This window comes from Vibrio scophthalmi (assembly GCF_040869025.1).
Lineage (GTDB): Bacteria > Pseudomonadota > Gammaproteobacteria > Enterobacterales > Vibrionaceae > Vibrio > Vibrio scophthalmi.
Map to the genome: position 1 here is coordinate 2,574,093 of NZ_CP134271.1, position 15,900 is coordinate 2,589,992.

Here is a 15,900-nt window from a genome sequence, read left to right on the forward strand (position 1 = left end):
ATTTAAGCATAACGTTAGCAAAAATGTTATGACGACGCGGTGAGTCTGAGACCCAGCAAACATTGTTGTTTCTGTTGTTATTCTTTGTCGGCCATTACAACAATAAAAAAGGCTTCCCTTGGGAAGCCTTTTAAAAATAGGATTGCAACTAGAAAGCCATTCGTTAGCGAGAGGCTTAGCCTGTTGATCGCTTAGCCAGCAAGTACGTCGGTAGCAACCTTGTAGCTCGGATCTTCTTTTACGTTGATCTCAACCAGGCTACCCGCTTTGTGCAGTAGTGCTCGGCAATCTTGGCTTAGGTGACGCAAGTGTAGTGTTTTGCCTGCGGCGGCGTAACGCTCGGCTAGCGTTTCGATGGCTTCAATCGCTGAGTGGTCAGTCACGCGTGAATGAGCGAAGTCGACAATTACTTCTGCTGGGTCATTCTTTGGATTGAATAGCTCAAGGAAGTTAGCTGCGCTACCGAAGAAGATAGGGCCATGGATATGGTAAACCTTAGCTCCTTCTTCATTGGTTTTGCTTGATGCATAAATGTGCTTAGCGTGTTGCCAAGCAAACATCAGCGCCGAGGCGATAACACCCACTGCAACGGCAACCGCAAGGTCAGTCAGTACGGTAACAACAGTCACCAATACGATAACAAAGAAATCTTGTTTTGGTACGCGGCGAGCCAGCTTAAACGTAGCCCACTCGAAGGTGCCAATAACAACCATGAACATTACACCAACCAGAGCGGCAAGTGGGATCATTTCAATCAGTGATGAAGCAAACAAGATGAAGCAAAGTAGCGCGACTGCGGCAACGATGCCAGATAGACGGCCACGGCCACCAGAGTTTACGTTGATCATTGATTGACCAATCATCGCACAGCCACCCATTGCGCCGAATACAGAACAGGTGACGTTCGCAAGACCTTGGCCCATACACTCACGATTAGACTGACCACGGGTATTGGTCATTTCATCCAATACAGTCAGAGTTAGCAGTGATTCAATTAAGCCGATCGCCGCAAGAATGATGGCGTAAGGCAGAATAATTTGCAGTGTTTCCAAGTTGAATGGAACCATCGGAATCGAAAACGTTGGTAGTGAACCTGCCAATGTCGCTGCTTCATCGCCAGACATGGTACGCAGGAAGTCCACCACAGTACGAGTATCTAAATCTAAACCCACTACTAGCGCGGTTACCGTTACGATGGCAACCAATGATGAAGGCACAGCAGTAGTAAACTTAGGTAGGAAGTGAATAATCGCCATCGTCAGCGCGACTAAACCTAGCATCAGCATCATTTGGTCGGTTGGTAACCAGGTTAATGCTCCGCTCATATCAGGCGCTTTGAATTGGCCTAGCTGTGCTAGGAAGATAACGATAGCAAGACCGTTAACGAAACCAATCATTACAGGGTGTGGCACCATGCGAATAAATTTGCCCAGCTTGAATAGGCCGGCGGTAATCTGCAGCAGACCTGCCAGCATAATAGCCGCGAAAAGATATTGCACGCCATGTGATGAAACCAGTGCGACCATTACTACGGCCATTGCGCCAGTTGCACCGGAAATCATACCCGGACGGCCGCCAAAAATAGAGGTGATAAGGCCAACAATGAAAGCGGCATAAAGGCCGACCATAGGGTCGACACCTGCAACGAAGGCAAACGCTACAGCCTCAGGAACCAATGCTAGAGAAACGGTTAAACCTGATAACACATCGTTTTTTACGGAGTGTTTTGAAAATTGAGGGAATTCAAACATATTTGCTCAGTTAGGCTAAGTGTTTAAAATTATTCTGAATTAGACTTGTCGGTTACTAGAGCAAACTGGATGTAAAAGAGCAGCGTAACGTAAGGTAAAATTCAGATCGAGTCGGCGCATGCTACCGAAAACTGTGATTAAGTTCAAGAATGAAGCAGATGTTAACCGATATATGTACGAAATAAATTCTTAGTTAAGAATGTGCTATTTCGATGAGTAGTATTTCTTGAAAGAGAAAAGTGAGAATAAAGAAAAGGCTGCTATTACTAGCAGCCTTTGTTCTTTTATGTTCGGATTAGAAGCTTGGCTTCGTCATTCCTGCGCCTGCTTGGTTCTTAGCAGATTGGCTACCAGCACCAATGGCTTGGTAACGTTCTGTGCGGAACGGTGCAGCGTGAACAGCAATCTCACGTAGTTCTTGAGGACCTGGCGCTTTCGCCATTGGTGAGCTTGCGTGGGCTTTAACTGTTACAACAGGTTCTGTTGTTTTTGCTTCGACCTTAACTGGCTCAATCGTTTCTTCAATCACGACTTCTTCAACTACGACAGTTTCAGCTACGGTAGCTTCTTCTGCGATAGGTGCTTCAACAGCGATTTCAGCAACGGTTTCTTCAACCACAACTTCTTCTACGATTGGCGCTGCGACTGGAGCCGCTTCGACAACCGCTTCAGTTACTGTTTCAACTGCAGTTTCAACAGGTGTTTCGACAACCGTTTCAGCGATCACTGCTTCTACTACTGTCTCTGCGATAGCCGCTGGAGAAGCGATCTTCTCTTCGCGTTGGATAATCACTTTACCCATTGCCATTTCAGGACAAGCGAAACCACCTAATGTCTCTGTTGCTACCGTTGCGACTTCAACTACAGCTGGCTCAGCATGTTTTTGCTGTGCGTGTTGAGAACGAGGCGCTGGTTTTGCTAGATCGAAACGAGGCATCACTTTACCCATTGCCATCTCAGGAGAGGCAACACCACCTTTACGTAGGCGGAATGGGTTAGGGCGACGATCACGTCCACGACGACGACGTTGACCACTTGCACGTAGATGACGAGGTGAACGACGGTTGCGACGTTGTTTGCCATTGTCTGCATCGTTGTCATTGTTGTCAGCTTTTGTTGTTTCAACAGCTGGCTCTACAGCAACAGGAGTTTCAGCCGTAGCGTCGATGATTAGCTCAACAATCTCTTCTGATTGTGCTTGCTGATCTTTCACGCGAACATGCTTAGCCATTTTACGACGTTGACGACGCTCTTTCACTTTCGCTGTTTTTTCTTCAACGCGAGGCTCGACAGCATCAACTTGAGCTTCAGCAGCAAGTTTTAGGCCTTCTTCAGCAACTTTGTTCGGCTTGACATCTTCACGCTTGTTACGGCGGTCTTGACGAGGCTTACGGTTTTGTTGCTTAGGTTCAGCTTGTTGTGCTTTTTGCTCAACATTCGCTTCTTCGCGGTTAGGCTTATTACGCTTGTCGTCACGGTTGCGACGGTTGCGATCATTACGCTCATTGCGATCACCGCGTTCGTTACGCTCGCCACGCTCATTGCGATCACCACGATTATTGCGGTCATTGCGATTGTTGCGATCGTTACGGTTATTGCGACGATTACGATTGTTACGGTTTGGACGCTCGTTCTCTTTCGGCTCTTCTTTCTTCTCTTCTTCTTTGGTTGAACCAAATAGGAAGCTGCCAAGCGCTTTCACAAAGCGGCTAATCAGACCTGGTTGCGCTTCTGCTTCTGGTGCCTTTTTAGCTGGCGCAGCAGGTTTTGCTGGTGCAGCCACAGGAGCGGGTGTTGGCGCCGATTGCGAAGGTGCTGCAAAACCACGTAGAGCCGGTTCTTCAATCTTCTTCGGTTTGATTTCAGTGACCGGTAATTCCTTACCTTCCGCTTCTTTAATTGCATCGAGTTTCTTCGGTAGAAGGTAAGACAGCAAGTCAAACTCTTCGCCTTCACGAACACGAACCACTTCAAAGTGCGGAGTTTCCATATCTGAGTTAGGTACAACTAAGATTTTAACGTCTTGGTTCTTCTCAATATGGTTCACTGAACGGCGTTTTTCGTTCAATAGGTAAGAAGCAATTGGAACAGGCACAACTGCAAGAACTTGCGCGGTGTTATCTTTTAATGCTTCTTCTTCGATCAAACGCAGTACCGAAAGTGCCAGTGATTCGTTATCACGAATAACACCAGTACCTGTACAACGAGGACAAATGTGGTGGCTTGCTTCAGCAAGAGACGGGCTCAAGCGTTGACGAGACATCTCAAGTAGACCAAAGCGAGAAATACGACCAATCTGCACTCGAGCACGATCCATGCGAACCGCGTCACGTAGACGGTTTTCAACTTCACGTTGGTGACGGACAGGGGTCATATCGATGAAATCGATAACCACTAGACCACCAAGGTCGCGTAGGCGTAGCTGACGAGCAATTTCGTCTGCTGCTTCTAAGTTGGTATTTAACGCTGTTTCTTCGATATCGCCGCCTTTAGTTGCACGAGCTGAGTTGATATCGATAGAGGTTAGTGCTTCTGTTGGGTCGATAACGATCGAGCCGCCAGAAGGCAAACGAACTTCGCGTTGGAACGCAGATTCGATTTGGCTTTCAATTTGGTAGTGACTAAATAGCGGCACTTCACCGTCATATTTCTTCACACGGTTAACGAAATCAGGACGTACCAGACGAATGTGCTCAAGAGCGCGATCGTACATAGTGTTGCTGTCGATTAGGATTTCGCCGATATCACGACGCAAGTAGTCACGAATCGCGCGAACGATGACGTTACTTTCTTGGTGAATAAGGAACGGTGCTGGGTTGCTATCAGACGCTTGTTTGATTGCACTCCAGTGGTTAAGAAGAACGTTTAGGTCCCACTCAAGCTCTTCTGCACTCTTACCGACACCAGCTGTGCGCACAATTAGACCCATACCTTGCGGTAGTTCCAAAGTGCTTAGTGCTGCTTTAAGTTGAGTACGCTCGTCACCTTCGATACGGCGAGAAATACCACCGGCGCGAGGGTTGTTAGGCATAAGAACTAGATAACTACCCGCAAGAGAGATAAAAGTGGTTAACGCTGCACCTTTGTTGCCGCGTTCTTCTTTCTCAACTTGTACGATTACTTCTTGTCCTTCCGTTAGCACTTCTTTAATGCTTGGACGGCCTTGGTAGGTATAACCTTGAGGGAAGTATTCGCGAGCAATTTCTTTAAGAGGGAGGAAGCCGTGTCGTTCTGCACCATAGTCAACAAAAGCCGCTTCAAGGCTTGGTTCTATGCGAGTGATACGTCCTTTGTATATGTTTGCTTTTTTAGATTCGTGACCTGGGCTTTCGATATCAAGATCGAATAAGCGCTGACCGTCCACTAAAGCAACACGCAACTCTTCTTTTTGAGTTGCGTTGATTAGCATTCTTTTCATTTATAAATCTCGTTGTCATTTTTTATTGTGCTTGTTGCTTTGTTGTCTCTTTCACGGTGCCAGATCCCATGGTTTATTCAGTGCAGCCTCCCGGCTGGAGGGATGCTCTGGGGCACTCCAGTTCTCACATGCAGTTAACGTGTGAGCCGCGATGTCGGCGGAATATACTCAACATGAAAGGAGATGAGTAGAGCAACAAGAAACCAACGGTGGAAAGGTCTTACGCCGTGTGCTGCGCTCTCTTTTCGTTAGCATTCTACTCATTATTTTTGCGTCTAAATGATTTGATTTGTACATAATTAAATCAGATCACTCTTTGCAGGTGTGAACTATAGCAGTACCCAGTAAAGTCAGCAATCGGCTTTATTGTAAAAGGGCCAAGAATAGCCGTTTATGTTTGATAATATCGTGTTGAAACATGTTTTTTATTTACTTAAAGGCTTTTTAACAAGTGAGTGATGCCGATTTTACTGCTTATGGATGACAAATTGAGTGATCTCAGCGTTTGTGGCGAAGAAAATGTGAATTTGCTCTGAGTTGAGTGATAGAATGATGCAATGAGCGAAATTAGAACCCAAGTCCAGTTTGTCGATATCGACCAAGATATGGCAGGCCAGCGCATTGATAACTTTCTGCGCAATCAATTGAAAAGCATCCCGAAAAGCATGGTTTATCGTATCGTGCGTAAAGGGGAAGTTCGTGTTAACAAGAAACGCGTAAAAGCGGAATACAAATTACAAGCTGGAGACGTGGTGCGGATTCCACCGGTGACGGTAGAAGAGAAAGCGCCGGAAGTAGCACCAAGTACCAAGCTTAATAAAGTGGCTGAATTGGAAGATATGATCATCTATGAAGATGAGCATATGCTGATCCTAAACAAGCCATCAGGTACCGCCGTTCATGGTGGCAGTGGCCTAAAGTTTGGCGCGATTGAAGCACTGCGTGCTTTGCGCCCGCAAGCGCGATTCCTTGAGCTTGTTCACCGCATTGACCGTGATACTTCAGGTATTTTGTTGGTGGCGAAGAAGCGTTCTGCGCTCCGTCATTTACAAGCTCAATTCCGTGAAAAGACGGTACAAAAGTACTATTTCGCGTTGGTGATGGGGGAGTGGAAAGCGAGCTGCAAAGTCGTTAACGCACCACTGCTGAAGAACGAAGTGAACAGTATCGTGCGAGTGAATCCAAACGGCAAACCGTCAGAAACGCGTTTTAAAGTACTGGAAAGATTCCCTGATGCGACTTTGATTCAAGCCAGTCCAATTACGGGACGTACGCACCAAATCCGCGTGCACGTACAGTACGCTGGCCACCCAATTGGTTGGGATGATCGCTATGGTGATCGTCGTTTTGATGCCTACACCGCAAAAGTGGGTCTTGATCGTCTGTTCTTACATGCGGCCAATATTAAGTTCCAACACCCATCGAATGATGAGTGGATGGAAATCAATGCGCCAATGTGTAAAAAACTCGAAGGCGTGTTGGCTGGATTAAGAAAGCTTACGAAGAATTGAGAATTGAGAATTGAGACGCTAGCGTCGAGAAATTAGAATCGAGATTCGATAGATTGGGAGCGGACAGCTCCCTTTTTTATTTTATTGCTTAGATTCCCTACAGGGCTGAAAGCCCGTAGTCTCGCTTCTCGCTTCTCGCTTCTCGCTTCTCGCTTCTCGCTTCTCGCTTCTCAAATCTCAAGCGAAGCGCCTTTAATTCTCGCTTTTTCAAAGCACAGCAAACCCTTGTGTTTCTAGCATATCAATTAGGTCAATCAAGGGTAGGCCAACCAGTGTGTTGGGGTCTTTGCCCTCTAAGCGTTCAAACAGTGCGATACCCAACCCTTCACTTTTGAAGCTGCCAGCACAGAAGAAGGGCTGTTCTTTATCAACATAATTTTCGATTTGCGCTGTGGTCAGTTGGCGAAAATGCACCACAAATGTATCAAGTTTAACCTTGGTTTCTTGGGTTTTGCTATTGTGCAGTGCGAGCCCGGTATAAAAAGTGATACTTTTACCACTTTGGCGGCGAAGTTGTTCGATAGCACGCTCACGAGTATGTGGTTTGCCAATAATCTCACCATCAATCACACAAACTTGATCGCTGCCGATGATTAATGTGGTCTTTTCTTCATCACTGCTATCGCTAGGACAAGATTGCGCTTTACCTTGGGCTAAGCGCAAAACTAATGCACTTGGTGACTCACCGTCTAAAGGGGTTTCATCAAAATCAGGACTGGCGGTTTTAAACGGAATTGCTAGTTTATTGAGCAGTTGTTGTCTAAAAGGTGAGGTTGAAGCTAAAACTAGTTGGTAATTTGGCATTTTTATTTACAATCGCAATAGGCTTTGATTGAAGCATAATAGATATTATGGCGCTTATGATAGCGCTCTTGGTGGAAAGGAAAAAAAGTATAACTTTTTAGCCTTTTTCTTTGACTCTAAACAATTTGGAAGATAGAATTTGCGCCCTATGCAAAAGGTAAAAATACCGCGAACGGTTGATCCCGCGAGAACTGCTCAAAAGCGATTGGATATAGATGGTATCATTCAAACCAGTCTCCTAAAGCGTTTAAGTACAACAACCGAAGGCGTAAAACGCGACGCGCAAGTCTCATTGTCATTTGGGCTTGATGAACAGCGACTCGTCGTTATCTCTGGTAAAGCTAACGTCGAAGTTGATTTAGAGTGTCAACGTTGTAATAAGGTTTTCGCACATCAGTGTGAAGTTCAATTTACTTATACTCCTGTTTACAGCGAGAAGAGTGAAGAAGAAGCACCGGAAGAGTACGATTTGGTAGATCTAAACGAGTACGGTGAAGTAGATCTTATTCAATTAGTTGAAGACGAGTTCATCCTTGGATTGCCTCTAGTAGCAATGCATGACGAAGCGGATTGTAGCGTTAACTCAAATAACATGGTGTTTGGTGAAATTCCTGAAGAAATTGAGGAAGAAAAGAAACCGAATCCATTTGATATCTTAAAAAGCTTAAAGCGCTAACTTATCAATAAGTAAGTATCTTTAGGAATTTACATAGGAGTAGGGTCAATGGCCGTACAAAAGAGCAAGAAATCACGTTCAATGCGTGGCATGCGTCGTTCACACGATGCGCTTACTACAGCTGCACTTTCTGTAGACGCAACTTCAGGTGAAACTCACCTACGTCACAACGTGACTGCCGAAGGTTTCTACCGCGGCAAAAAGGTTATCAACAAGTAAGGTTGACCTTTGCATAATATAACCGTTGCGCTTGATGCAATGGGCGGTGATTTCGGTCCCCGTGTTACAGTGCCTGCCGCCGTGCAGGCACTGTCGTATTTCCCAGAGCTAAAAGTGGTCCTACTAGGTGATCGGACTTCGATCACATCTCAATTATCTAATCTTGGTTATCAGCCAGATGCTCGGCTGAGCATTAAACACTGTGACCGAGTGATCTCCAATTCAGAAAAACCTTCTCTAGCATTACGTAATGGCCAAGACAGCTCTATGGGTCGAGCGATCGATCTCGTTTCAGTCGGCCAGGCTGATGCATGCGTAAGTGCGGGTAATACAGGCGCATTGATGGCGTTGTCACGCTTTCGTCTAAAGCTATTACCGGGTATCGAACGACCAGCATTAGTTTCTGCACTGCCAACCGTTTCTGGTAATCGAACGTGGATGTTGGATCTCGGCGCGAACGTGTCGAGTGACGCCGATTCGCTATTTCAATTTGCCATTATGGGCAGTGCTCTCGCTGAACAATACTTAAAACGCCCGCCTAGGGTTGCGATTCTCAATATCGGCGCTGAAGAAATAAAAGGTAATGATCTTGTCAAGCGTTGTGCGGAAATGCTATCGCAAACTCAGTCGGTCAATTTTGTCGGCTATATTGAAGGTAATCAGTTATTGCATGATGCCGCTGACGTCGTTGTTTGCGACGGCTTTGTCGGTAACATCTGTTTAAAAACATGCGAAGGAACCGCGCAACTTTTTATTGATAGATTGAAATCGTATATGATGGCTTCATCAATAAAGGGCTGGATTGCAAGAAAATTGTTTTCTGGGTTATTTAATGAACTAAAAACATTGAACCCCGACCAGTATAACGGCGCAAGTTTGCTAGGATTGCGCGGCATTGTAATAAAAAGCCACGGAAGTGCTGATGTAGAGGCGGTCGTCAACGCAATTGGCGAAGCCCTGCATGAGGTCAAACGACAGGTACCAAGCCGTATTAGCGATCGTTTGGAAGCGGTTTTACTCGAGAGGCACTATTAGTCTTCATGTATAGCAAAATATTAGGTACTGGCAGCTACCTGCCATCTCAGGTGCGTACTAACGCAGACCTAGAGAAAATGGTAGACACATCAGATGAGTGGATTGTCGCTCGTACTGGTATTAAAGAACGCCGCATCGCTGCTGAAGATGAGACTGTTGCCGACATGGCTTACCATGCCGCGCTAAACGCGATCGAAATGGCCGCTATCGACAAAAACGATATCGATATGATCATCGTGGCGACGACCAGCAGCAGCCATACATTCCCATCGTCGGCGTGTCAGGTTCAGGGCATGCTAGGCATTAAAGGTTGCCCAGCATTCGATCTTGCAGCGGCATGTTCAGGCTTTGTTTATGCTTTGTCTATTGCTGATCAACACATTAAAACGGGTATGTGTAAAAACATCTTGGTGATTGGTGCTGATGCATTGTCGAAAGCGTGTGACCCGACGGATCGCTCTACCATTATCCTATTTGGTGATGCTGCGGGTGCGGTTGTCGTTGGCGCAAGCGAAGAGCCGGGCATCTTGTCGACTCATATTAATGCCGATGGTGCGTTTGGTGATTTATTAAGTCTACCGGTTGCTGCTCGTGATGGTTCAGATGCTGATAAGTGGCTGTACATGGCGGGTAATGAAGTCTTTAAAGTGGCGGTAACCCAGCTCTCTAAGCTAGTTAAAGACACGCTTGAAGCCAACAATATGCATAAGTCTGAACTGGATTGGTTGGTACCACACCAGGCGAACTACCGCATCATTTCAGCGACGGCTAAAAAGCTATCGATGTCACTAGACCAAGTTGTGCTGACGCTTGATAAGCACGGCAACACTTCAGCGGCGACAGTACCAACTGCGCTGGATGAAGCGGTTCGTGATGGTCGTATTAAACGTGGTCAAACGTTACTACTAGAAGCGTTTGGTGGCGGCTTTACTTGGGGCTCTGCGCTCGTTAAGTTCTAAGTCAACAGAATTCAAAATTAAGGTGCACATAGGTGCATCTTTTCTTTCTTACTTTGTTTTAAGGAAAAGAACATGAGCAAGTTTGCTATCGTATTTCCCGGTCAAGGTTCACAAGCATTAGGTATGCTTGCAGAGCTTGGCGCACAATATGACGTAGTTAAACAAACTTTTGCCGAAGCTTCTGAAGCACTAGGTTACGATCTTTGGGCTTTGGTTCAAGATGGTCCTGTAGAAGATTTAAACCAAACTTTCCGTACTCAACCAGCACTATTGGCTTCGTCAGTAGCGATTTGGCGTGTATGGCAAGAGCTTGGCCTAGAGCAGCCTGCAAACCTTGCTGGCCATAGTCTAGGTGAGTACTCAGCGCTGGTTTGTGCGGGTGTTATCGACTTTAAACAAGCGATTAAATTGGTTGAGCTACGTGGTCAACTAATGCAAGAAGCGGTACCAGCAGGTACGGGTGCAATGTACGCGATCATCGGTCTTGATGACGCCGCAATTGCAAAAGCGTGTGAAGAGGCAGCGCAAGGTGACGTGGTTTCTCCAGTAAACTACAACTCGCCAGGCCAAGTGGTTATCGCAGGCAGCAAAGATGCGGTTGAGCGCGCAGGCGTATTGTGTAAAGAAGCGGGTGCGAAACGTGCTCTTCCGCTTCCTGTTTCAGTGCCATCGCACTGTGCACTAATGAAGCCAGCAGCCGACAAGCTTGCGATTGCACTAGAAGAAATCGAATTCAATACTCCTCAGCTACCAGTGATCAACAATGTTGATGTGATGGCTGAAGTAGAACCTGAAAAAATCAAACTTGCGCTCGTTCGCCAGCTATACAGCCCAGTTCGTTGGACTGAGTGTGTGGAACTGATGAGTGAGCAAGGTGTTGAAAAACTGTTTGAAGTTGGTCCTGGTAAAGTACTGACTGGTCTAACAAAACGTATTGTTAAGACATTAGATGCAGCAGCAGTGAACGACATTGCGTCGCTTGAAGCAGCAAAGTAAACACTGCTAAGTAATCGAAAGGAACGAAGATAATGATGAATCTAGAAGGCAAGATTGCCCTAGTGACTGGCGCAAGCCGTGGTATCGGTCGTGCGATCGCTGAGCTTCTTGTTGAGCGCGGTGCAACGGTAATTGGTACAGCAACGTCTGAAAGCGGCGCTGCGGCAATCAGCGAATACCTTGGCGACAACGGCAAAGGTCTCGCGCTAAACGTAACGGATGTAGAGTCTATTGAAGCGACACTAAAAACCATCAATGATGAGTTTGGTGTGATCGATATTCTTGTCAACAACGCTGGTATCACCCGTGATAACCTGCTTATGCGCATGAAAGACGATGAGTGGAACGATATTATCGATACCAACTTAACGCCTATTTTCCGTATGTCTAAAGCAGTACTGCGTGGCATGATGAAAAAGCGTGCTGGTCGTATCATCAACGTAGGTTCAGTGGTTGGTACTATGGGTAACGCAGGTCAAACTAACTACGCAGCAGCAAAAGCGGGTGTGATTGGCTTTACTAAGTCTATGGCACGCGAAGTCGCTTCACGTGGCGTAACGGTAAACACTGTAGCTCCGGGTTTCATTGAAACTGACATGACTAAAGCATTAAATGATGACCAACGTGCAGCGACACTTGCTAACGTTCCTGCTGGTCGTCTAGGTGATCCTCGTGAAATTGCGTCGGCTGTTGCATTTTTAGCATCGCCAGAAGCGGCGTACATCACAGGTGAAACTTTGCATGTCAATGGCGGCATGTATATGGTTTAATAGCCAAGTTCGAAAAAGCTTTGCTGATATTCCAGATTAACGTCTTTCTATCAGTAAAGTGTGAAACTTGCTATTGAATTGCACAACAATTGTGCATGACTTAAGTCAAAGTTGTATTGAATTTCGGTTAAAATCGCTAAAATTGTGGTTTGACCAGCAAGGTCCCCCTTGCAACTTTCAATAGTTCTAATAAACTACGGAATCATCGCATTAGGCGAAATCTGTAAAGGAAAAGAAAAATGAGCAACATCGAAGAACGCGTAAAGAAAATCATTGTTGAACAGCTAGGTGTGGACGAAGCAGAAGTTAAAAACGAAGCTTCATTTGTTGACGATCTAGGTGCTGATTCTCTAGACACTGTTGAACTAGTAATGGCTCTAGAAGAAGAATTCGACACTGAGATTCCAGACGACGAAGCTGAGAAGATCACTACTGTTCAAGCTGCAATCGACTACGTGAACAGCGCTCAGTAATATCTCCCCCAGGCGGCCTTCTGGCCGCCTGAGTTCTTTTTTAACTCTTCTATCTCTCTCATAGAATCATTTCATTTCCCGGAGAATAAAATCGTGTCCAAGCGTCGTGTTGTTGTCACTGGCATGGGTATGTTGTCACCGGTAGGCAACACTGTTGAATCATCATGGAAAGCCCTGCTCGAAGGTCAAAGCGGTATCGTTGATATCGATCACTTTGATGCTACTAATTTCTCTACTCGCTTTGCTGGCCTAGTTAAAGACTTTAACTGCGAAGAGTACATGTCTAAGAAAGATGCACGTAAGATGGATTTATTTATCCAGTACGGTATCGCCGCGGGCATTCAAGCTCTAGATGACTCTGGCTTACAAATTAATGAACTAAACGCTCCTCGTGTGGGTGTAGCGATTGGTTCGGGTATCGGCGGTCTTGACCTGATTGAAAAAGGTCACGATGCACTGATCGAAAAAGGTCCACGTAAAGTTAGCCCATTCTTTGTACCATCAACCATCGTAAATATGGTTGCGGGTAACCTATCTATCATGCGTGGTTTGCGCGGCCCTAACATCGCTATCTCAACAGCGTGTACCACTGGCCTGCACAACATCGGTCATGCGGCTCGAATGATCGCTTACGGCGATGCAGACGCAATGGTAGCAGGTGGTTCTGAGAAAGCGTCTACGCCTCTTGGTATGGCTGGCTTTGGTGCGGCAAAAGCATTATCGACTCGTAACGATGAGCCACAAAAAGCTTCTCGTCCTTGGGATAAAGACCGTGATGGTTTTGTTCTTGGTGACGGTGCAGGCATGATGGTTCTCGAAGAGTACGAACACGCGAAAGCGCGTGGTGCTAAGATTTATGCTGAGCTTGTTGGCTTTGGTATGTCTGGTGACGCTTACCACATGACTTCTCCAACGCCTGACGGCTCTGGCGGTGCGCTTGCGATGGAAGCGGCGATGCGTGACGCAGGCATTGTTGGTACTCAAGTGGGTTATGTAAACGCACATGGCACATCAACACCGGCAGGTGACGTGGCTGAAATCAAGGGTGTTAAACGTGCTCTTGGTGAAGAAGGCTCGAAACAAGTAAAAGTATCATCAACGAAATCAATGACAGGTCACCTATTGGGTGCTGCAGGTTCAGTTGAAGCGATCATTACTGTGTTGTCTCTTGTTGACCAAATCGTACCACCAACGATCAACCTCGATAACCAAGAAGAAGGTTTAGATATCGATCTTGTTCCACATGTTGCTCAAAAAGTAGATATGGAATATGCGATTTGTAACTCTTTCGGTTTCGGCGGTACGAACGGTTCACTGGTCTTCAAAAAGATTTAATCGCACTAACCCAAAATATCAGGACTCGCAGCGTTGTTCGCGGTAAGTCCAATTATCTTGGGTAAAGTATGAAGATATGATAAAACGGCTCAATGCTTTTGGCATTGGGCCGTTTTTTATTTTAGGGACTGATTGTGTTTTGGCTTAACGGACAACCTGCAGATTCAATTTCTCTTCTCGATCGTTCTTTTCAATATGGTGACGGTGGCTTTACTACCGTGCTTACCGAGCATGGTAAGCTTTGCCAGTGGTCCTATCATAAACAGCGTATGCAAGCATGCTTAACCGCGCTTGCAATTGAACAGCCGGATTGGCAGCAGGTCGAGCAATGGATGATGCAGGCTGCGAGCTTAGACTCAAAGGCTGGATTGAAATTACATATTAGCCGAGGTGAAGGCGGGCGCGGTTATAGCCCTACTCAAGTGAGTGCCGCTAATGTTACTATTAGCGACTTTGCCTATCCTGCACATTATCCGCAATGGCACCAACAGGGAATAACACTTGGCGTGAGTCAGGTTAAGCTAGGGCTAAATCCACTTTTAGCCGGCCATAAGCATAATAATCGACTCGAACAGATTCTGGTTAAAGCGGATTTGGAGAACGCGGGTGCGATGGATGGCTTGGTGCTGGATCTTAATAACCATGTTATTGAAACCAGTATGGCGAATGTTTTCTGGCGTAAAGACGATCAACTCTATACTCCAAGCTTGGCTATGTCGGGTGTGGCGGGTGTCGCGAGGAGAGTGGTGTTAGAGTTTGTGCAAAGTGCAGGTATGAGTGTTGCAATAGGCCAATACGATTTGAGCCATATATTAGATGCCGATGAAGTGTTTATTACTAACTCTTTATTGGGCGCAGTGCCTATTCGGGCGATTGAAAGTCATAGGTTCCCTATAGGAACATTGACACGACGTATTCAGGAGATGTTAGCCTCGTGATTAAGAAGATCACTTTTTTGCTTATTTTACTTGCGGTGATCGCCGCAGGCGCCTTTTTCTATGTGACTAAGCAAGTTGAACAGTTTGTTAGCCAACCTTTGCAATTGTCACAAGAGCAAATTTTTACCGTTAAGCCAGGCTCTAGTTTCGCCCGCGTGCTTAATCAGCTTATTTCAGAAAAGCTAATTGAATCGAATGATGTGATGCCACTAGTGCGTCGTTTTCATCCTGAACTGACGCAAATTAAAGCGGGAACCTACCTGATCACGCCAGAGATGAATCTGACTCAGGCGCTATTGTTGTTTAAGACCGGTAAAGAGCATCAATTTTCCCTGACGTTTGTCGAAGGGTCTCGTTTTAGTGAATGGCGAACCATTTTAGAAAATGCGCCATATCTTGAGCATAAAACGTCTGCAATGTCGGAAGCGGAAATCGCCAAACAGTTGGGTATTGAACACGACAAGCTCGAAGGTTTATTTTTGGCGGAAACGTTCAATTACACCTACGGAACGTCAGATCTTGATATTCTTAAACGTTCATCAGACAAGTTAAAATCGGTACTCGATGCTGCATGGCAAGCGCGCCAAGAGAAATTACCGCTGAAAACACCTTATGAAGCGCTGATCTTAGCGTCGATTATCGAAAAAGAAACTGCGGTGGAGTCAGAGCGTGAACGTGTCGCATCTGTGTTTGTTAACCGCTTAAACAAGCGCATGCGTCTGCAGACCGATCCAACGGTGATTTATGGCATGGGCGATAAGTACGACGGTAATATTCGTAAGAAAGATCTACGCACACCGACACCATACAACACCTATACCATCTCAGGATTACCACCAACGCCAATTGCGATGGCGGGTGAAGCGTCAATTTTGGCGGCATTGAATCCTGAAAACAGTAAATACTACTACTTTGTCGCGAGCGGCAAGGGCGGTCATGTATTTTCGAAAACGTTGGCCGAACACAACCGAGCGGTTCGTGCTTACTTAAAACAATTAAGAAGTAATAAATAACT

Annotated in this window: 14 protein-coding genes; 11 read left to right on the forward strand and 3 right to left on the reverse strand. The window is 46.0% G+C overall.

The window, feature by feature from the left end:
* Positions 1–191: 191 nt before the first annotated feature.
* Together RJD38_RS11860 and rne are read right to left on the reverse strand one after the other, a co-directional pair.
* Positions 192–1,751 (reverse strand): SulP family inorganic anion transporter, encoded by a 1,560-nt coding sequence (locus tag RJD38_RS11860; RefSeq protein ID WP_005595948.1) that lies wholly within the window; start codon positions 1,749–1,751, stop codon positions 192–194.
* Between the two features lie 295 nt (positions 1,752–2,046).
* Positions 2,047–5,169: a ribonuclease E gene (rne, locus tag RJD38_RS11865; protein ID WP_005595950.1), complete on the reverse strand. Its 3,123-nt coding sequence runs from the start codon at positions 5,167–5,169 to the stop codon at positions 2,047–2,049.
* Between the two features lie 557 nt (positions 5,170–5,726).
* On the opposite strand from rne, the gene rluC reads away from it, so the two are divergent.
* Positions 5,727–6,680, forward strand: coding sequence for a 23S rRNA pseudouridine(955/2504/2580) synthase RluC (gene rluC / locus RJD38_RS11870; RefSeq protein ID WP_005595951.1), 954 nt, complete (start codon positions 5,727–5,729; stop codon positions 6,678–6,680).
* A 207-nt stretch (positions 6,681–6,887) separates the two neighbouring features.
* On the opposite strand, the gene RJD38_RS11875 is transcribed toward rluC, so the two are convergent.
* Positions 6,888–7,484, reverse strand: a complete 597-nt coding sequence (locus tag RJD38_RS11875; RefSeq protein WP_065545497.1) for a Maf family protein — start codon at positions 7,482–7,484, stop codon at positions 6,888–6,890.
* A 148-nt stretch (positions 7,485–7,632) separates the two neighbouring features.
* On the opposite strand from RJD38_RS11875, the gene yceD reads away from it, so the two are divergent.
* The 10 genes from yceD (at position 7,633) to mltG (ending at position 15,898) form a co-directional block, all read left to right on the forward strand.
* Positions 7,633–8,160, forward strand: a complete 528-nt coding sequence (gene yceD, locus RJD38_RS11880; RefSeq protein WP_065430092.1) for a 23S rRNA accumulation protein YceD — start codon at positions 7,633–7,635, stop codon at positions 8,158–8,160.
* A gap of 48 nt (positions 8,161–8,208) precedes the next feature.
* A complete protein-coding gene (gene rpmF / locus RJD38_RS11885; protein WP_004737376.1) occupies positions 8,209–8,379 on the forward strand; it encodes a 50S ribosomal protein L32 in 171 nt (56 codons plus the stop codon).
* A gap of 9 nt (positions 8,380–8,388) precedes the next feature.
* Positions 8,389–9,414, forward strand: a complete 1,026-nt coding sequence (plsX, locus tag RJD38_RS11890; RefSeq protein ID WP_065545496.1) for a phosphate acyltransferase PlsX — start codon at positions 8,389–8,391, stop codon at positions 9,412–9,414.
* Between the two features lie 5 nt (positions 9,415–9,419).
* Positions 9,420–10,373 (forward strand): beta-ketoacyl-ACP synthase III, encoded by a 954-nt coding sequence (locus RJD38_RS11895; protein WP_005595958.1) that lies wholly within the window; start codon positions 9,420–9,422, stop codon positions 10,371–10,373.
* A gap of 72 nt (positions 10,374–10,445) precedes the next feature.
* Positions 10,446–11,369 (forward strand): ACP S-malonyltransferase, encoded by a 924-nt coding sequence (gene fabD, locus RJD38_RS11900; RefSeq protein WP_065545495.1) that lies wholly within the window; start codon positions 10,446–10,448, stop codon positions 11,367–11,369.
* 35 nt (positions 11,370–11,404) lie between these two features.
* A complete protein-coding gene (fabG, locus tag RJD38_RS11905) occupies positions 11,405–12,139 on the forward strand; it encodes a 3-oxoacyl-ACP reductase FabG (protein ID WP_038219961.1) in 735 nt (244 codons plus the stop codon).
* Positions 12,140–12,378: 239 nt separating this feature from the next.
* On the forward strand, positions 12,379–12,612 hold the full coding sequence (acpP, locus tag RJD38_RS11910; RefSeq protein WP_005595964.1) for an acyl carrier protein: 234 nt from the start codon (positions 12,379–12,381) through the stop codon (positions 12,610–12,612).
* A 93-nt stretch (positions 12,613–12,705) separates the two neighbouring features.
* Positions 12,706–13,947 (forward strand): beta-ketoacyl-ACP synthase II, encoded by a 1,242-nt coding sequence (gene fabF / locus RJD38_RS11915; RefSeq protein WP_065545494.1) that lies wholly within the window; start codon positions 12,706–12,708, stop codon positions 13,945–13,947.
* A 134-nt stretch (positions 13,948–14,081) separates the two neighbouring features.
* Entirely contained in the window at positions 14,082–14,885 is an 804-nt protein-coding gene (gene pabC / locus RJD38_RS11920) for an aminodeoxychorismate lyase (protein WP_065545493.1), read from the forward strand.
* Positions 14,882–15,898: an endolytic transglycosylase MltG gene (gene mltG / locus RJD38_RS11925; RefSeq protein ID WP_005595969.1), complete on the forward strand. Its 1,017-nt coding sequence runs from the start codon at positions 14,882–14,884 to the stop codon at positions 15,896–15,898. Before pabC ends, mltG begins: the two co-directional genes overlap by 4 nt.
* The last annotated feature ends 2 nt before the right edge of the window (positions 15,899–15,900 follow it).